Source organism: Xanthomonas sp. CFBP 7698 (assembly GCF_003600855.1).
Classification (GTDB): domain Bacteria; phylum Pseudomonadota; class Gammaproteobacteria; order Xanthomonadales; family Xanthomonadaceae; genus Xanthomonas; species Xanthomonas cannabis.
This window is the reverse complement of record NZ_PRDN01000005.1, coordinates 262,200-279,036: the sequence shown is the minus strand read 5'-3', so window position 1 is coordinate 279,036 and position 16,837 is coordinate 262,200. Positions and strand designations below refer to the sequence as shown.

Here is a 16,837-nt window from a genome sequence, read left to right as displayed (position 1 = left end):
CCAACAGGATCCTCGTCGGCAATGAATCCCGCCAAGGTGGACCGCCAGCATCTGCTGCAGCTGACCGACCTGCCCAATGTCGGGCCGGCCTGCGAAAAGGACCTGCGCCTGATCGGTATCCGCGTGCCTGCGCAGCTGCGCGGTCGCGATGCCTACGACATGCATGCACAGCTCTGCCTGCGCACGGGCGTGCTGCACGACCCCTGCGTGATCGATGTGTTCCTGTCGATCCTGCGTTTCATGGAAGGCGAGCCGGCGCAGCCGTGGTGGAAGTTCAGTGCCGAACGCAAGGCCAAGCTCGCCAGCGAAGCGCCGCTCGCCCTGCGGTGAACGACCACGCATGGCGCGTTGCCGTCCTTCCCTGGAGCACCGCATGAGCCGCGCCCACTGCGAGCCGAGACTGGCGCGCTGCGCCCTGCAGACGCGTCAGCAGCATCAACCCGCCGGCGCCGCATGCAGCCATGCCTGTGGCGGCTGGCGCATGCAGATCAGTCGCACCGGCCTTTTGTTTCCGCATTTTTCAGGATCACAGCCATGACCATCCTCGTCACCGGCGCCGCCGGTTTCATCGGTGCCTACACCTGCCGCGCGCTGGCCGCGCGTGGCGACACGGTGGTCGGCCTGGACAACTACAACAGCTATTACGATCCGCAGCTCAAGCACGACCGGGTTGCCGCGTTGTGCCCGGACATCGATCTGCGCACGCTGGATCTGACCGACCGCGATGGTCTGGCGGCGCTGTTCGACGAGATCCGGCCCACCCGCGTGGTGCATCTGGCCGCGCAGGCCGGGGTGCGCTACTCGCTGGAAAACCCGCATGCCTACGTCGACAGCAACCTGGCCGGCTTCGTCAACATGCTGGAGCTGTGCCGGCACCGCGGCGTACAGCACCTGGTGTATGCCTCCAGCAGCTCGGTGTACGGCGATTCGGCCACGCCGCCGTTCTCCGAAGACCAGCGCGTGGACCAGCCACGCTCGCTGTATGCGGCGACCAAGGCTGCCAACGAATTGATGGGCTACACCTACGCGCAGTTGTACGGCCTGCGCGCGACCGGGCTGCGCTTCTTCACCGTGTATGGCCCCTGGGGCCGGCCGGACATGGCGCCACTGCTTTTCAGCCGCGCGGTGCTGGCCGGGCGCCCGATCGAGGTGTTCAACCACGGCAGGATGCAGCGCGACTTCACGTTCGTGGACGACATCGTGGCCGGCGTGCTCGGCGCGCTGGACGCGCCGAGCGGGGAGCCGGTACCGCACCGGGTGTTCAACCTGGGCAACCACACCCCGGTGGAGCTGGAATATTTCATCGACGTGATCGCCCAGGCCGCCGGCCGGCCGGCCGACAAGGTCTACCGGCCGATGCAGCCGGGCGACATGATCCGCACCATGGCCGACACCCGGCGCGCGCAGGCGGCGTTCGGCTTCGACCCGGCCACGCCGGTCGAACGCGGATTGCCGCAGGTGGTGGACTGGTGCCGCAGCTACTTCGGCGAGCGCGCCTAGAGCGGCTGACAACGCTGCTGCGCAGCCGCCGGGCGGGTCCGGCCGGTGCCCGGAATCGGCATGGTCGGCTCGTACACTCCGGTTCCTGCGCGCTGTCCACTCCCACCTGACCACCGTTCACCGTTCACCAGGTCTTGCCCCTCTCGGCCCCTGGTCGGGATCGGTGTGTTGGCGGCTGCCGGAGGCGCGCCGCATGGCTTGCGGTGGCCGACCGGTGTGGTTTTGGGCTGCGAGGCGACATCGCATGGCCATCTTGCCGCCTCTCGTCGCCCGCGCAGCGGCTGATCGCAGGGCAGATCGCGGTGCAAGACCCTGGCGTGGCTGCGCTGAAACGGCATGATCCGGGTATTCGCCCGTGCCGTTGCCGTCTCTGCTCGCGCCCAACCACACGCTACAGGCCGCTTGCGGGTCGCAGCCCGGCACATGAGGTGTGCTTGCTTCATGCCTGACTCAGACAGTCAGGGCACAATGCGCGATCTTTTTCGCTCAGCCTTCATCCGGCCACCACGAATCCATGAGCCAACCTCAGCTTTCCGTCGTCGTCCCGGTGTTCAATGAGCGCGACAACGTCGCGGCCCTGGTCGAGGAAATCACGCGCGCCTTGCGCGGGGTGGTGGCCTTCGAAATCATCTATGTCGACGACCATTCGCGCGATGACACCCTGGCGGTGCTGCAAGGCCTGAAGGCCACCACGCCGGAGCTGCGCGTGCTGCATCACGTGACCCAGAGCGGCCAGAGCACGGCGGTACGCAGCGGGGTCAAGGCCGCGCGCGCCAGCTGGATTGCCACGCTCGACGGCGATGGCCAGAACGACCCGGCCGACATCCCCAAGCTGCTGATCGCGCGCAGCCAGGCACAGGCACAGGTCAAACTGTTCGCCGGGTGGCGGGTCAACCGGCAGGACTCCGGCTCCAAACGCTGGGCCAGCAAGTGGGCCAATGCGATCCGCTCGCGCATGCTGCAGGACAATACGCCCGATACCGGCTGCGGCATCAAGCTGTTCGAGCGTGAGGCGTTTCTGGACCTGCCCTATTTCGACCACATGCACCGCTATCTGCCGGCCCTGATGCAGCGCGCCGGCTGGCGCACGGTGAGCGTGCCGGTGAACCACCGCCATCGCACCGCCGGCGTGTCCAAGTACAACAACCTCAATCGCGCCCTGGTCGGTATCCGCGACCTGCGCGGCGTGGCGTGGCTGATCACCCGCAGCAAGCGCACCGTGGTGGAGGAACGTTGATGGAACCGTCGTTTCTCGACCAACAGCTGACCTGGCTGTACTGGACCGGCATCCACGTCACCGGCTGGAAGCTGATCGGCTATGTGGGCGCGCTGATGTTCGGCGGCCGCTGGCTGGTGCAGTTCGTGGCCTCCAAGCGCGCCGGCAAGCCGGTGATCCCGCGCCTGTTCTGGTACATGAGCGTGGTCGGCAGCCTGATGACGCTGAGCTACTTCGTGTTCTCGGCCAAGCAGGATTCGGTGGGCGTGCTGCAGAACCTGTTCCCGGCATTTACCGCGTTCTACAGCCTGTATCTGGACGTGAAGCATCGCGGCTGGAAGCGCGATCGCGCGGCACATTGATGTGTTGCCGGGATTGCGGACGTGCACGGTCACCGGCGCTGGCGATGGCCCTGCGGTCGGGATGGGCGTCGCCAAGCAGCAGGGGTTGATGGACGTCTAAGGGCGCGACCGACGTTTGGCATGTGCTGTGATGCGGGCGCGTAGCCAGACGCGTGGCGTCTGCCGCGGTCCGGTGCGTGTGCCGACTGTGTGGCGATCGGATGGATCCGTCATAGCGGGTTGTCACGCGCGAGCGCCGGCGCTCGGTAGCCGAGTCGTACACAAGGCTGCGAAGCTTACCGACCTGCGTGCGGGCAGCTGGCCGATAGTGCCGCCATCACCCCGTCGGCAGGCTATGCGCATGTCCAGCGCGCGCCACTTTCCCCTGCCCCTGCCGGCGCCCACTGCGGCGTGTTGGTCGCTGTGCCTGCATGCACATCAGGGTGTGCCCTTGTTTGCAGACTGGCGCTGCGCGCGTGCTGCAGCCGCCAGTCTGGCCCTGCCGGGCCAGTGGCCTGGCGCACGGCTGCTGTGCTGGGTATTGCTGCCACAACGGTGGTGCGCCCTGGTGCAGGCACCGGGCAAGGCCACCGTGCTGCAGCTGGCGCTTGCTGCACGACAGGCCGCCGGCGATGCCGTCAATCGTGCGCGCGGGCGCGGCGGCACGGTCTGGCAGCCGGACATCGAAGCGACCGCGCTTGCGCCGCAGGCCGACCACCGCCACTTTGCGCGCAGCCTGGTGGCCTTGCCGTTGCGCGCCGGCCTGGCCGAGCGGATCGGCGCGTATCCGTATTGGGATGCGGTGTGGTTGCACGACCAGCGCGACCCTGCACCACTGCGTGCGCCCCACCCTCCAGCGCAGCTGGCGGCAACAGGTGGCGCGCGGTGAGCCGCGTCGACGCCGGTGCGCTCCCTCAAGGCAGGCGATCGATGTCCGTCGGCGCGCACCCTGGCGTTCTACAGGCAGGGCGGTGCGCCGCAAGCGTGCGGTGTTCAGAACGCCAGTGGGTGCTCCGGCAGCAGGGCCTGCAGTTCGCTGCGGAACAGCGCGCGGATGCGCTCCAGCGCGGCCTCGCTGTCGGCCTCGAAACGCAGCACCAGGATCGGCGTGGTATTGGAGGCGCGCACCAGGCCCCAGCCGTCCACGAAGTCCGCGCGCAATCCGTCTATCGTGGACAGGCGCGCCGATTCGAACGGCGATTCTTCGCCGGCCTGCGCACGCTCCACAAACCGTGCCACCAGCGCATGCGCATCGCCGTCCACCGGGACCTTGATCTCCGGCGTGGACACGCTCTCGGGCAGCGCGTCCAGCACCCCGGACGGGGTTTCCTCGCGCTGGGCCAGGATCTCCAGCAGGCGTGCGGCGGCATAGATGCCGTCGTCGAATCCGTACCAGCGCTCCTTGAAGAAGAAGTGCCCGCTCATCTCACCGGCCAGTTCGGCGTCGGTCTCGCGCATCTTGGACTTGATCAGCGAATGCCCGGTCTTCCACATCAGCGGGCTGCCGCCGTTGCGCAGCACGTAGTCGGACAGCTTGCCGGTGCACTTCACGTCGTAGATGACCAGCGCGCCGGGATTGCGCTGCAGCACGTCGGCGGCAAACAGCATCAGCAAGCGGTCCGGGAACACGACAGTGCCTTCCTTGGTGACCACGCCCAGGCGGTCGGCATCGCCGTCGAAGGCCACGCCGATGTCCGCATCGAAGCGCTGCACCATGTTCACCAGGTCGTCGAGATTGTGCGGCTCGCTCGGGTCGGGGTGATGGTTGGGGAAGGTGCCGTCGATATCGCAATACAGCGGCACGACCTCGGCACCGATGGCCTCCAGCAGGCGTGGCGCGATGTCGCCGGCCGCACCATTGCCAGCGTCCACCACCACCTTGATCGGGCGGTCGAGCTGCACGTCGTCGGCAATGCGCTGGATGTAGGCGTCGCTGATGTCGCGCTGCTCCAGGTCGCCAGGCGTGGCCGCGGTATGCAGACGGCCTTCGTTGATGCGCTGATGCAGTTCGGTGATGGCCGCGCCGGACAGCGTCTCGCCTCCGATGACGATCTTGAAGCCGTTGTAGTCCGGCGGGTTATGGCTGCCGGTCACCGCCACGCAGCTGCCGGCGCGCAGTTCATAGGCACCGAAATACACCACCGGCGTGGGCGCCAGACCGATGTCGGTCACGTTGCAGCCGGCACGCCGCAGGCCTTCGATCAGGCCAGTGGTCAGCTCCGGCCCGGACAACCGCCCATCGCGGCCCACCACCACATCGCGCAGCCCCTGCGCCTGCATCACGCTGCCGATGGCCTGGCCGATCAGCGCTGCAACCCCGGGATTGAGCTCCTTCTCGACCACCCCGCGGATGTCGTAGGCGCGGAACATTTCGGTGGCGACCTGGACCACCGGCAACAGCGGCGGCGGTGCAGGCGATACCGCCTGGTCCAGCGCACGCGCGTCGCTGGCAAGGCTGGCGTCGTGCTGCAGGCTTTGACTGAAGGTGGGTTCGTCGGCCGCAGTGTCGCCGGCAACGCGACGACGTGGCAGTGCCACCCGGCCACGGCTGGCCAGCACCAGCAACACGGCGATGGCCAGCAGCAAGGCGGCCACGATGGCGCACCCCAGCGCGCCCAGACCCAATGGGCCGTTGTCGCTCTGCGGTACCGCAGCGGCCACGCGCAAGCCACTGGTGCCGAGCGGGCGTGCCAGGGTCTCGGCGGCATCGGCCAGGCCCACGTCGCCTTGTTGGGCCACGTTGTAGCTGCCCTGGCGCAAGGCCAGATAGGCGCTGCCGGGTACCGCAATCGCATCCAGCGGGCCGGTCAGGCGCAGCAGCGGCAGCCGGGCATACGCCACCGCCGGCTGCGCGCCCAGGCGTACTGCGGCGGCCACGCCCAAACGCACCTGCCTGGCATCGCGCACCACATGGACCTGTGCACGCTCGGCCACCAGCGCCGATTCGAGCAGGCTCAGTCGCGCATAGCCGAAGTCCTTGGGATTGGCATAGGCGGCAGCTAGATCGCCGGGCAGCACCTGCACGTCCTCGGCGCCCTTGAAGCGCTCGCGGATTGCCGAGGCGGCGGCCAGCGCATCGCCGTTGGCCAACGCAGCGGCCACCGGTGGCTGTTTGAGCACCGCGTCGAGCTGGCTGGCCTGCGCAGACATCGCCTGGCTGACACCCTGCACGGCGCGATCGCGCGCCTGTTCCAGGTCGTGCGCAATCGCATCCTCACGCCATTGCGTGTAGCTGCTCCAGCCAAACCAGGCCGCCAGCAGCACCAGCACGCCCCCCAGCACCGGACCACTCGTACGCACGCTGGACATCGACTGCCTGCGCTCGTTCGCCTTGCTCATGTGACTCCCCCGTCAGCGCACGCCGGTGTGGCCGAATCCACCCGCTCCCCGCGCGCTGTCGACGAAAGTATCCACCACTTGCAAGCCCACGCGCACGATCGGAAGGATCACCAATTGCGCAATCCGGTCGCCCGGCTCGATGGTGAAGGCCTCACGGCCGCGATTCCAGGTACTGATCAGCAGCGGCCCCTGGTAGTCGGCATCGATGAGCCCGGTGCCGTTGCCCAGCACGATGCCGTGCCGGTGGCCCAGCCCCGAGCGCGGCAGGATCACCGCGCACACCTGCGGGTCGGCCAGATGGATGGCGATGCCACTGGGAATCAGCGCCGCATCGCCCGGCTCCAGCGTCATCGGCGCTTCCAGGGCCGCGCGCAGGTCCATGCCCGCGCTGGCTTCGGTGGCGTAGGCCGGCAGCGGCCACAGATCGCCGAAGCGCGGGTCGAGCAGCTTCACCTGCAAGGACTGGGTCGGGATGCTCATGCCTGCAATCTCTCCGCGATCAGGGCCAGCAACTGGTCAGCCAGTTCGGTCTTGCTGCTGCTGGGAAACACGCGCTCGCCCCCCTGCCAATAGGCGGTGGCGGCATTGTTGTCGCTTTCGAACCCGCCGCCTTCGATCCCCACCTGGTTGGCGATGATCAGATCCAGCCGCTTGGCTGCCAGCTTGCCACGCGCGTAGTGCTCCACGTCGTGCGTTTCGGCCGCAAATCCGACCACCAGCTTGAGCGCACCGGTCTGCGCGGCCACCTCGGACAGGATGTCCGGGGTGCGCACCAGTTCCAGGGTCAGGGTTTCGCCGGTCTTCTTGATCTTCTGCGCGACCACCCGCTTGGGGGTGTAGTCGGCCACCGCGGCGGCGCCGATGTAGATGTCTGCCGGGAACGCACCCAGTACCGCATCGCGCATCTGCGCGGCCGAGCGCACGTCGATGCGCTGCACGCCGGCCGGCGTGGTCTGGTGCACCGGCCCGCTGACCAGCACCACCTCGGCGCCCTGGCGGGCCGCGGCGGCGGCCAGGGCATAGCCCATCTTGCCGCTGCTGCGATTGCCGACGTAGCGCACCGGATCGAGGTCTTCGAACGTGGGGCCGGCGCTGATCACGATGCGCAGGCCCTCCAGTTGCGCGCTGCTGGGCACGAAGGCCGGCGCAGCACTGACCGAGGGCGCGGCGGCGAGCGTGGCGGCATCGCTCGCCAGTGCCGCAATGATCGCCGCCGGCTCGGCCAGCCGGCCGGGGCCGGATTCGCCTTCGGCCAGCGGGCCGTCGTCCGGGCCCACCACGGCCACGCCGCGCGCGCGCAACGTCGCCACGTTGGCCTGGGTGGCCGCATGCAGCCACATGCGATGGTTCATGGCCGGGGCCACGGTCAGCGGCGCAGTCGTGGCCAGGCACAGGGTGGTGACCAGATCGTCGGCCAGACCGTGCGCCAGGCGCGCCAGCAGGTCGGCGGTGGCCGGGGCCACGACCACCCGGTCGGCCCAGCGGGCAAGCTCGATATGCCCCATCGCCTGCTCGGCGGCGCTGTCCCACAGCGTGGTGCGGGTCGGGTGCCCGGACAGCGCCTGAAAGCTCAGCGGGGTCACGAACTGTTGTGCGCCGGCGGTCATGGCGACCTGCACCTGTGCGCCGGCATCGCGCAGGCGACGGACCAGTTCAAGCGATTTGTAAGCGGCGATGCCTCCGCCGACGCACAGCAGCAAACGCTGTCCGTCCAGGGGGCGGGCCTGAGTGGAGCCGATCACGTCGGGGTCGTCCTACGGTTACAAGGACAACTAGATTAGCCGATGCCCCCGCTTGGCCTGATGGGCGTCGGCGATGAGCACCGGCAATCTCGCCATATGCACATACACGACTGGCCCACCCACGAACGTCCGCGCGAGAAACTTCTGGCGCGCGGTGCCGCTGCGCTTTCCGATGCCGAGCTGCTGGCGATCTTTGTCGGCTCCGGGCTGCGCGGCCAGGATGCGGTGCAGACCGCGCGCGATCTGCTGGATCGCCACGGCCCATTGCGCCCGCTGCTGGATCGTCCGCCCAAGGTCCTGGCGCGGCTGCGCGGCCTGGGCCCGGCCTCGGCGTGCAAGCTCAGCGCCGCGATGGAGCTGGCGCATCGTCATCTGATGAGCGAGCTGGAGCGCGGCGACGTGCTCAGCGACCCGCTCAGCGTGGGCCACTATTTTTCGCAGCGGCTGCGCGCGCGGCCCTACGAAGTGTTTGCGGCGCTGTTCCTGGACAATCGCCATCGCGCAATCGCCTTCGAGGAGCTGTTCACCGGCACCATCGACGGCGCCGATATCCATCCGCGTGAAGTGGTGCGCAAGGCGCTGCTGCACAACGCTGCAGCGGTGATCGTCGGCCACAACCACCCCTCCGGCAATCCGGAGCCGTCCGAGGCCGACCATGCAGTCACGGTGCGCCTGTCGCAGGGCCTGGAACTGGTGGATATCCGCCTGCTCGACCATTTCGTGATCGGCGATGGCCGCCCCGTCTCACTGGCCGAGCGCGGCTGGCTGCAATGAGGCCGCCGCGTTGACCTGAACCATCACCCGGACCCCAGGGCCCGCGGTCGGGTAAAATCGCTGGTTTGGTTCCAAGCAGATCCCACGTGAAAGCCCTACTCCGCGCACTGATCGGCCAAGGCATCGAAGCCTTGCGCGCCAACGGCACCCTGCCTGCCGACACCCTGCCGCCGGATTTTGTGGTCGAGCGACCCAAGACACGCGAACACGGCGACTTCGCCACCAATGCGGCGATGCTGCTGGCCAAGGCGGCGCGCAGCAATCCGCGCGCGCTGGCGCAGGCGCTGGTGGCCGCACTGCCGGCCAGCGAGGACGTGGCCAAGGTCGAGATCGCCGGCCCCGGCTTCATCAACTTCCATCTCGCCCCCACGGCCTACCAGCGCGAAGTGGCGAATGTGATCAAGCAGGGCCACGACTACGGCCGCGGCCTGGCCGGCAACGGGCGCTCGGTAGGCGTGGAATACGTCTCGGCCAACCCGACCGGCCCGCTGCATGTCGGCCACGGCCGCGCAGCGGCGATCGGCGACAGCCTGGCGCGCGTGCTCGACGCCAATGGCTGGAACGTCAAGCGCGAGTTCTACTACAACGATGCCGGCGTGCAGATCGAAAACCTGGCGTTGTCGGTGCAGGCACGCGCGCAGGGGCTGACCCCCGACAGCGCGGGCTGGCCGGAGAACGGCTACCGCGGCGACTACATCGCCGACGTGGCCAACGCCTACCTGGCCGGCGACACCGTGGACCTGGAAGGCCACCTGGTCACCGGCACCAAGGATCCGGCCGATTTTGAATCGATCCGCCGCTTCGCCGTGGCCTATCTGCGTAACGAGCAGAACCACGACCTGGCCGCCTTCCGCGTCGACTTCGATATCTATTTCCTCGAAAGCTCGCTGTACAAGGACGGCAAGGTCGAAGAGGCGGTGCAGAAGCTCATCGCCTCCGGACACACCTACGAGGAAGGCGGCGCGTTGTGGCTCAAGTCCACCGACTTCGGCGACGACAAGGACCGCGTCATGCGCAAGTCCGACGGCACCTATACCTACTTCGTGCCGGACGTGGCCTACCACCTGACCAAGTGGCAGCGCGGCTACGAGCGCGCGATCACCGAACTGGGCGCCGACCACCACGGCTCGCTGACGCGCGTGCGCGCCGGCCTGCAGGCGCTGGAACTGGGGATCCCGCAGGGCTGGCCGGAATACGTGCTGCACCAGATGGTCACGGTGATGCGTGGCGGGGAGGAAGTGAAGCTGTCCAAGCGTGCCGGCAGCTACGTCACCCTGCGCGACCTCATCGAAGAAACCAGCGCCGATGCGGTGCGCTGGTTCCTGATTGCGCGCAAGCCCGATTCGCAGCTCACCTTCGACATCGACCTGGCGCGCGCGCAGAGCAACGACAACCCGGTGTTCTACGTGCAGTACGCGCATGCGCGCGTGTGCAGCGTGCTGCGCCAGGCGCAGGAAAAGGGCTACAAATACGAGCAGGGCCACGGTCTTGCCCAGCTCGCCCGGCTGGACGATGAGCACTCGCTCACCGTGATGCTGGAGCTGTCGCGTTACCCGGAAGTGGTGGAAATCGCCGGTCAGGCACTGGAGCCGTACCAGATCGCGCAATACCTGCGTGAATTGGCGCACGCCTTCCACACGTGGTATCACAACAGCAAGGTGCTGGTGGACGATGCCGCCGAGCGCGACGCCAAGCTCACCCTGGCGGTCGCGACGCAACAGGTGCTCGCCAACGGCCTGGAACTGCTCGGCGTCAGCGCCCCGGAAAAGATGTAAGCGCTGCGGGAAAACACAGGCGCGGCGATCGACTGGGCGTGCGCGGCCCGCGCGGTCGCAGCGCGCGCGGGCCGTGCCACCTGCCGGGCGCAACCGCCTGACGGCGACGCGGATCGCGCGCGCTACACGCAGGGCCTTCCACGGCCCGCAACGACATGATTCGGAGAAGTGGTAGATGGCAGCACGACGCGGTAAGAGCCAGGCACGACGCAACACCAGCAATGGCACCCCCGGTTGGGTGTGGTTGGTGGCGGGCGCCGCGATTGCGGCAGTGATCTTCCTGGCCGCCCCCAACCTGTTCAAGAAGGACGGCGACGGCTTCCTGCGCGTGGGCCCGCGTGCCAACCCGGACGCCCAGCCCGAACCGGTGGCCGACGCCGACACCGATACCCCGGCCGAACTGCCCAAGCCCAGCACGCCGCCTGCCAAGCCGCAGCCCAAGCCCGGCGATGCGCAGACCCAGTACGACTTCTATACCTTGCTGCCCGGCAAGGAAGTGCAGATGTCCGATGCCGAGCTGGCCGCCAGCGCACGCGCCGAAGAGGCCGCGCGTGCGCGCGCAGCGCTGGAAGGCAAGCCGGTGCCGCCAGCACCCGGTGCGGCCGCAAGCGTGGCCGCTGCTACGCCAGCCGCCAGCGTGCCGGTGCCCTTGAACGAATCTGCCGCCAGCGCACCCAAACCGCTGCCGGAAACCGCTCCGGCCCGGCCGGCAGCCACGCAGGCGCCGGCCGGCACTGCGGCCATCACCACGCCCGCGGCCACGGCGCCGAAGCCTGCGACAACGCCTGCCGCTGCAGCGCCCTCGCCCGCTGCAGCGGCGGTGACCGACAACACCCGTTACATCCTGCAGGCCGGCTCGTTCGGCGCTTCCGGCGATGCCGAATCCACCAAGGCCAAGCTGGCGATGATGGGGCTGGCCGCACGCGTGGAATCGGCCGAAATCAGCGGGAAAACCGTATACCGCGTGCGTATGGGGCCCTACGGCAGCGCCGGCGAACTGGCCGAGGCCAAGCAGAAACTCACCGGCAGCGGCCTACCGGCCATTGCGATCAAGGCGCAGTAAGCGCGCATGCTGCGTCGCTGCGCCGGGCTGTTGCTGGGAACGCTGGCACTGACCGGCGCGGCGCAGGCCACCGATCAGATCCGCGACCGCATCCAGATCGACGGCCAGCAGGCAACGTTGCTGGCCGAGCCGTTGTCCGGGCCCCTGGATGACCCGGCCACCTGGACGCGCTTCGTGGCGCACGCACGCAGTGCGATGGGCAGCTGCACCGCCAACTGGCGCGGCTATCGCGCGGACTGGCGTCTGGACGCGCAGCAACTGGTGCTCGATCGCGTCGTGCTGGGCGCCTGCGCCGATGCGCCACCGACCTTGCCGTTGGAGGTCCTGTTCCCCGGCCAGCCAGCGCCAGTGCCGGCCGTGTGGGTGGATGGCGAAGTGATCGTCGCACTGCCGTCCACCGCGACGCCTGCCACGCACGCAGCGGGCGCCTACGTGGTGCTGCGGCTGCGCCGTGGTCATGTCGTCTCGCGCGAGAGCTTGACCGAAGAGATGCTGCGTGCGCGGCGTGCCGCAATGGCAAGTCCTCCCCCTGCGCTCTGAAACTGCCTTGCAGTGAGTCCTGAATCCCCCGTCCCCCTGGAGTTCCGCATGTCCAAGACCGTCCTGATCACTGGTGCCACCTCCGGATTCGGCAGCGCTGCGGTGCGCCGCTTCGCCGCCGCTGGCTGGAAGGTCATCGCCACCGGCCGACGCGCCGAGCGCCTGCAGGCGCTGGCGGCCGAGCTGCCGGCCGGCCAGGTCCACACCGCCGCGTTCGACATGCGCGATGCGCAGGCCCTGTCGGCTGCCATCGACGCGCTGCCGCCGGCGTTTGCCGACATCGATGTGCTGGTCAACAACGCCGGCCTGGCGCTGGGCACCGCGCCGGCGCAGCAGGCCGACCTGGCCCAGTGGCAACAGATGATCGACACCAATGTCACCGCGCTGGTCACGCTCACCCATCGCCTGCTGCCGGCGCTGATCGCGCGCCGCGGCGCCATCATCAACATCGCCTCGGTCGCGGCCACCTACCCATACACCGGCGGCAACGTCTATGGCGGCACCAAGGCCTTCGTGCAGCAGTTCTCGCTGGGGCTGCGCGCGGACCTGCACGGCACCGGCGTGCGCGTGACCTCGATCGAACCCGGCATGGCCGAAACCGAATTCACCCTGGTGCGCACCGGCGGCAACCAGGCCGCCTCGGACACGCTGTATCGCGGTGCCACCCCGATGACCGCCGACGACATCGCCGAGCAGATCTTCTATGTCGCCAGCCTGCCGGCCCACTTGAACATCAACCGGCTGGAAATCATGCCGGTGACGCAATCGTTCGCCGGATTTCAGGTGGCGCGCGACGCGCAGTGACATGCCGATGCATGCTGGACGCATGCATCGGCAAGGGCTGAGCGTGCACGGATGCAGGACGCCATCGCGCAATGCCTGAGAAGCCGCGCACTGCGCGGCCTTTCTTCCAGGAACGCCTTCATGCGACCAAGGCACGCGCGTGGCAACGGCGATGCCGCGTAGCGTCGTTTGCCAAGCAATCATCGGCATGGGATCGATGGACGAAGTCCGACCAGAGCGCACGCAGCAGCAGTGGTGCTGATCGGCGTGAGCGCGCTATGCCGACTCGGCACCACCGTCCGGCCTGGCGTGCCGCCGCAGCACCATTCCACGCAGGCGTAGGAAAGGCCGCTCCACCGCGTAGTGCAGCAACGCGCCCACCAGCAGCGCCACCCCGCCATAGACGGCAAATGCGAGCAGGCCGTGGCCGTCCAGCGCGGCGCCGAGCCAGCCCTGCGTCACATGGAACATGGCCTTGTGGGTCAGATACAGGCTGTAGGAAATGGCTGCCAGCCACGCTGCGCCCGGCACCCGCAGCCGGCCGAAGGCGCTGCCGGTGGCAGTGCCGGCCAGCACGAGCAATGCCAAGCCCAGCGAAAGCACCGGCCAGCCCACGGCATTGCCGATCAGGCCGGTGCGCTCGCGAAACAACCACATCGCCAGCGCCAGCACCGCCACGCCCGCCAGCAACCACGCGCTGCCGTACTGCTGCAGCCGTTGCCAGGTCTGCGGGCGGAAGACCTTCAGCACCGCGAGCATCACACCGGCCAGCAGGCCATCGAGACGGTTCCAGGTGGGGTAGTAGATATCTTCGACGAACCAGTTGCGCTGCTGGCCACCGCCGATCTGGTCCAGCGCGGTGTTATGCAGCCAGACGCTGGTGCGCAAGGCGATGCCTGCCACCACCACTGCCATGCACAACGCGATAAATCGCCCGGCCGACGGGCGCCGCAGCAACACCATGGCCAGCAGCGGAAACACCAGATAGAAATGCTCCTCCACGCAGAGCGACCAGGCATGCGAAAACGCAGCCTGCTGGCCGTAATCGACGAACAGGTTCAGGGTGAAGGTGGCAAACATCCACCACGGCGCCAACCCGGGCGCTTCGCGAAACCCCGGCCATGTGATGTAGACGATCAGCACCAGCAGAAATGCCGGCAGGATGCGGAAGGCGCGACGCAGGTAGAAATCGGTGAAGTCCAGCCCCTGCCCGCGCGCCAGCGGCGTCAGCACCTGGCTGCCGATCAAAAAGCCGCTCAGCACGAAGAACAGGTCCACGCCCATCCAGCCATAGCGCGACAGCCACGCCCAGTCCGGCCCCAGCCCGCCGACCACGAACGAATGGAACAGCATCACCCAGACGATGGCGATGCCACGCAGCAGGTCCAAGGCGGGATAGCGCATGCGCACGCTCGATGACCGAAGGACGTCGATTGTGCCGCATGGCCGGTGTGATGGCGCCGGGATGTGGCGGTCGTGTCATTGCCATTGCATCGGGCAGTGCCGCCCGGGCATGCCATGCGCCAGCAGACGGTCCCTGCCGGCGCTGCGCGCATCGCCATCCATCAGCGGCAACGCAGGTGCAGGTCAACCTGGTGGGGGTACGACACCGGCACCGCGATCGTCGCGCCATCGCAGCAGTTGCTGCCGTTGCCGTTCCAGGCGAGTGCCGTGACACGGCTTCAGCGCCCTACTGCGCGCCACGGCAGTGCCGCAGCGCGTGCACGATCAGCCCAACGGTTCGTCGGACAGATAGGTGTAGCCGGTCAGCCCGGCTTCCAGCGCGTCGGTCAGTTCCTTTGCGCGCTCCGGTGGCAGCTGCGCGGCGGCGATGCGTTCGGCGTAGGTCGCGCGCAGCGTATCCAGCTGATAGCCCACGTAGTCGAGCATCACGTCGGTGGTATCGCCGCGACGCTGCTGCACGATGCGATAGCCATCGCCCTCCACCGCCACTTCCACCGCGTCGGTATCGCCGAACAGGTTGTGGATGTCGCCGAGAATTTCCTGGTAGGCACCGACCAGAAAGAAGCCGATGCGGTAGCTCTCGCCCGGGTTCAACGTGTGCAACGGCAACGAGCTGTCCAGGCTCTCGTTCTCGACATAGGTCTTGACCATGCCATCGGAATCGCAGGTCATGTCGGCGATGATGCCGCGCCGCTGCGGCGCTTCGTTCAGGCGTTCGATCGGCACGATCGGGAACACCTGGTCGATCGCCCACACATCCGGAATCGACTCGAACACGCTGAAGTTGACGAAGTACTTGTCCACCAGCCGCTCGTTGAGCTCGTCCAGCACCGGGCGGTGGCTCTTTTCGTCGAAGCTCAACCGCGCACGCACGCCGTGCGCGATGGCATAGAACAGATCATCGATACGCGCACGATGGGTCAGGTCGATCTGGCCCAGGGCGTAGGCACTCAAGCCTTCGGCATGAAAATGCTGCGCCTCCTGGAACAGTTCTACCGCCGGGCGCACATCCAGTTCGTCGTGGATCTCGCGCAGGTGGCGGATGGCTGCCGGTTCATCGTCGTGCGCATCGGGCACGCGGCCTTCCGGCGCCTGCTCCACTTCGGAGACATTGGCAATCAGCACCGCATGGTGCGCAGTCATCGCGCGCCCGCATTCGGTGACGATGCGCGGCGGGGTCAGGCCGTGCTCTTCGCAGGCGCTGGCCAGCGGCTGCACGATGTTGCTGGCGTACGAATGCAGGCCGTAATTGATCGAGCAATAGCTGCGCGAGCGGGTGCCTTCGTAATCGATGCCCAGGCCGCCACCGACGTCGACATGGCTGATCTTGGCGCCCAGCCGCGAAAGCTCCACGAAATAGCGGGTGGCCTCGCGCATGCCGTTGGCGATGTCGCGCACGTTGGAGATCTGCGAGCCCATGTGGAAATGCAGCAGATTCAGGCAATCGGCGTACTCGGTGTCGCGCAAGGTCTTCCACAGGTCCAGCACCTGCCGCGGCGACAACCCGAACTTGGCCTTGTCGCCACCGCTGTTCTGCCACTTGCCCGCGCCCAGCGAGGCCAGGCGCATACGCACGCCCAGGCCCGGCTTGACGTCCAGCGCGCGTGCTTCTTCCAGCACCAGCTTCAGCTCGGAGGGCTTTTCGATGACGATGAAGGTCTGCAGGCCGAGCTTGCGCCCGATCAGCGCCAGGCGGATGTATTCGCGGTCCTTGTAGCCGTTGCACACGATCAGCCCGCCCGGGCGCGACAGCGCCAGCACCGCCATCAGCTCCGGCTTGCTGCCCGCTTCCAGCCCGAAGCCGTCGCCGTGGTGGCCGGCCAGGGTACCGGCCACGCCGCGGTGCTGGTTGACCTTGATCGGGTACACGGCGGTATAGCCGCCGGCGTAATCCCACTCCGACTGCGCCTGCGCAAAGGCCGCCTGCAGCTTGCCCAGGCGCTGGCCCAGGATGTCCGGGAAGCGCACCAGCAGCGGCAGCTTGGCGCCGGCCGCACGCGCGGCGTCCACCACTTCGGGCAGCGACACCGACGGGCCGTCGGCGGTCGGGCTGACCACCACGTGGCCGGCGGCGTTCACATCGAAATACCCATCGGCCCAATGCGGGATCGAGTAGGTCTTGCGGGCTTGGTCGAGGGACCAATCGCTCATTTCGCTGTCTCGGCTGGAATAAAAAAGGGCGTGAAGTGTAACGCCTGGCATGCGCAGGGTCCGTTACAATCCGCGCCGACTTCACGCCCCTCTCCTGCTGGAGCGGGGTGGAATGCAGGTTCAGCCGCTGCGCAGGTGACTGCACCAGG

General features: G+C 67.9%; 15 protein-coding genes. 10 read left to right on the top strand and 5 right to left on the bottom strand.

The features are described from left to right. Positions 1–21 precede the first annotated feature (21 nt). The 5 genes from XnspCFBP7698_RS18350 (at position 22) to XnspCFBP7698_RS18325 (ending at position 3,946) form a co-directional block, all read left to right on the top strand. A complete protein-coding gene (locus XnspCFBP7698_RS18350) occupies positions 22–330 on the top strand; it encodes a helix-hairpin-helix domain-containing protein (protein WP_042824054.1) in 309 nt (102 codons plus the stop codon). A gap of 204 nt (positions 331–534) precedes the next feature. Next, positions 535–1,500, top strand: a complete 966-nt coding sequence (locus XnspCFBP7698_RS18340; protein ID WP_123137650.1) for an SDR family NAD(P)-dependent oxidoreductase — start codon at positions 535–537, stop codon at positions 1,498–1,500. A 514-nt stretch (positions 1,501–2,014) separates the two neighbouring features. Further along, on the top strand, positions 2,015–2,737 hold the full coding sequence (locus tag XnspCFBP7698_RS18335) for a glycosyltransferase family 2 protein (protein ID WP_047692737.1): 723 nt from the start codon (positions 2,015–2,017) through the stop codon (positions 2,735–2,737). Further along, a complete protein-coding gene (locus XnspCFBP7698_RS18330) occupies positions 2,737–3,078 on the top strand; it encodes a lipid-A-disaccharide synthase N-terminal domain-containing protein (protein WP_039411109.1) in 342 nt (113 codons plus the stop codon). Before XnspCFBP7698_RS18335 ends, XnspCFBP7698_RS18330 begins: the two co-directional genes overlap by 1 nt. A gap of 340 nt (positions 3,079–3,418) precedes the next feature. Continuing rightward, positions 3,419–3,946: a hypothetical protein gene (locus XnspCFBP7698_RS18325; protein ID WP_123137652.1), complete on the top strand. Its 528-nt coding sequence runs from the start codon at positions 3,419–3,421 to the stop codon at positions 3,944–3,946. Positions 3,947–4,050: 104 nt separating this feature from the next. On the opposite strand, the gene XnspCFBP7698_RS21445 is transcribed toward XnspCFBP7698_RS18325, so the two are convergent. From XnspCFBP7698_RS21445 to coaBC, 3 genes are read right to left on the bottom strand one after another with little or no spacing between them, the layout of a single operon-like run. Then, positions 4,051–6,396: a phosphomannomutase/phosphoglucomutase gene (locus XnspCFBP7698_RS21445; protein WP_146093260.1), complete on the bottom strand. Its 2,346-nt coding sequence runs from the start codon at positions 6,394–6,396 to the stop codon at positions 4,051–4,053. Positions 6,397–6,408: 12 nt separating this feature from the next. Then, a complete protein-coding gene (gene dut, locus XnspCFBP7698_RS18315) occupies positions 6,409–6,876 on the bottom strand; it encodes a dUTP diphosphatase (protein WP_039411114.1) in 468 nt (155 codons plus the stop codon). Continuing rightward, positions 6,873–8,138 carry a bifunctional phosphopantothenoylcysteine decarboxylase/phosphopantothenate--cysteine ligase CoaBC gene (coaBC, locus tag XnspCFBP7698_RS18310; protein ID WP_104581171.1) on the bottom strand — a complete coding sequence of 422 codons (1,266 nt, stop codon included), beginning with the start codon at positions 8,136–8,138 and terminating at the stop codon, positions 6,873–6,875. The genes dut and coaBC overlap by 4 nt, the downstream gene beginning before the upstream one ends. Positions 8,139–8,198: 60 nt before the next feature. Here coaBC and radC point away from each other — a divergent pair, with 60 nt between their 5' ends. The 5 genes from radC to XnspCFBP7698_RS18285 all read left to right on the top strand — a co-directional run bounded on the left by radC (position 8,199) and on the right by XnspCFBP7698_RS18285 (position 13,094). After that, the gene (gene radC / locus XnspCFBP7698_RS18305; RefSeq protein ID WP_184372119.1) at positions 8,199–8,912 is read left to right on the top strand and encodes a DNA repair protein RadC; all 714 of its coding nucleotides are present in this window, start codon (positions 8,199–8,201) and stop codon (positions 8,910–8,912) included. 86 nt (positions 8,913–8,998) lie between these two features. Next, positions 8,999–10,687: an arginine--tRNA ligase gene (gene argS, locus XnspCFBP7698_RS18300; RefSeq protein WP_104581172.1), complete on the top strand. Its 1,689-nt coding sequence runs from the start codon at positions 8,999–9,001 to the stop codon at positions 10,685–10,687. Positions 10,688–10,862: 175 nt separating this feature from the next. Then, on the top strand, positions 10,863–11,750 hold the full coding sequence (locus XnspCFBP7698_RS18295) for an SPOR domain-containing protein (protein WP_104581173.1): 888 nt from the start codon (positions 10,863–10,865) through the stop codon (positions 11,748–11,750). Positions 11,751–11,756: 6 nt separating this feature from the next. Next, entirely contained in the window at positions 11,757–12,290 is a 534-nt protein-coding gene (locus XnspCFBP7698_RS18290; RefSeq protein WP_104581174.1) for a hypothetical protein, read from the top strand. Positions 12,291–12,338: 48 nt separating this feature from the next. After that, on the top strand, positions 12,339–13,094 hold the full coding sequence (locus tag XnspCFBP7698_RS18285; RefSeq protein ID WP_047692751.1) for an SDR family NAD(P)-dependent oxidoreductase: 756 nt from the start codon (positions 12,339–12,341) through the stop codon (positions 13,092–13,094). Between the two features lie 255 nt (positions 13,095–13,349). Here the strand turns inward: XnspCFBP7698_RS18285 and XnspCFBP7698_RS18280 are convergent, their stop codons facing one another. Both XnspCFBP7698_RS18280 and speA read right to left on the bottom strand, forming a co-directional pair. After that, the gene (locus XnspCFBP7698_RS18280; protein ID WP_123137649.1) at positions 13,350–14,477 is read right to left on the bottom strand and encodes an acyltransferase; all 1,128 of its coding nucleotides are present in this window, start codon (positions 14,475–14,477) and stop codon (positions 13,350–13,352) included. 324 nt (positions 14,478–14,801) lie between these two features. Beyond that, complete coding sequence (gene speA / locus XnspCFBP7698_RS18275) at positions 14,802–16,688, bottom strand: arginine decarboxylase (RefSeq protein ID WP_123137648.1); 1,887 nt, start codon at positions 16,686–16,688, stop codon at positions 14,802–14,804. Between the last annotated feature and the right edge of the window lie 149 nt (positions 16,689–16,837).

What these genes read in the sequence shown, in the direction of transcription:
- XnspCFBP7698_RS18325 (WP_123137652.1), top strand. Translation starts at nt 3,419, where the DNA reads ATGTCCAGCGCGCGCCACTTTCCCCTGCCCCTGCCGGCGCCCACTGCG.
- radC (WP_184372119.1), top strand. Translation starts at nt 8,199, where the DNA reads ATGGGCGTCGGCGATGAGCACCGGCAATCTCGCCATATGCACATACAC.
- speA (WP_123137648.1), bottom strand. Translation starts at nt 16,688, where the DNA reads ATGAGCGATTGGTCCCTCGACCAAGCCCGCAAGACCTACTCGATCCCG.
- XnspCFBP7698_RS18285 (WP_047692751.1), top strand. Translation starts at nt 12,339, where the DNA reads ATGTCCAAGACCGTCCTGATCACTGGTGCCACCTCCGGATTCGGCAGC.
- XnspCFBP7698_RS18295 (WP_104581173.1), top strand. Translation starts at nt 10,863, where the DNA reads ATGGCAGCACGACGCGGTAAGAGCCAGGCACGACGCAACACCAGCAAT.
- XnspCFBP7698_RS18335 (WP_047692737.1), top strand. Translation starts at nt 2,015, where the DNA reads ATGAGCCAACCTCAGCTTTCCGTCGTCGTCCCGGTGTTCAATGAGCGC.
- XnspCFBP7698_RS18350 (WP_042824054.1), top strand. Translation starts at nt 22, where the DNA reads ATGAATCCCGCCAAGGTGGACCGCCAGCATCTGCTGCAGCTGACCGAC.
- dut (WP_039411114.1), bottom strand. Translation starts at nt 6,876, where the DNA reads ATGAGCATCCCGACCCAGTCCTTGCAGGTGAAGCTGCTCGACCCGCGC.
- XnspCFBP7698_RS18290 (WP_104581174.1), top strand. Translation starts at nt 11,757, where the DNA reads ATGCTGCGTCGCTGCGCCGGGCTGTTGCTGGGAACGCTGGCACTGACC.
- XnspCFBP7698_RS18330 (WP_039411109.1), top strand. Translation starts at nt 2,737, where the DNA reads ATGGAACCGTCGTTTCTCGACCAACAGCTGACCTGGCTGTACTGGACC.
- XnspCFBP7698_RS18340 (WP_123137650.1), top strand. Translation starts at nt 535, where the DNA reads ATGACCATCCTCGTCACCGGCGCCGCCGGTTTCATCGGTGCCTACACC.
- XnspCFBP7698_RS21445 (WP_146093260.1), bottom strand. Translation starts at nt 6,396, where the DNA reads ATGAGCAAGGCGAACGAGCGCAGGCAGTCGATGTCCAGCGTGCGTACG.
- XnspCFBP7698_RS18280 (WP_123137649.1), bottom strand. Translation starts at nt 14,477, where the DNA reads ATGCGCTATCCCGCCTTGGACCTGCTGCGTGGCATCGCCATCGTCTGG.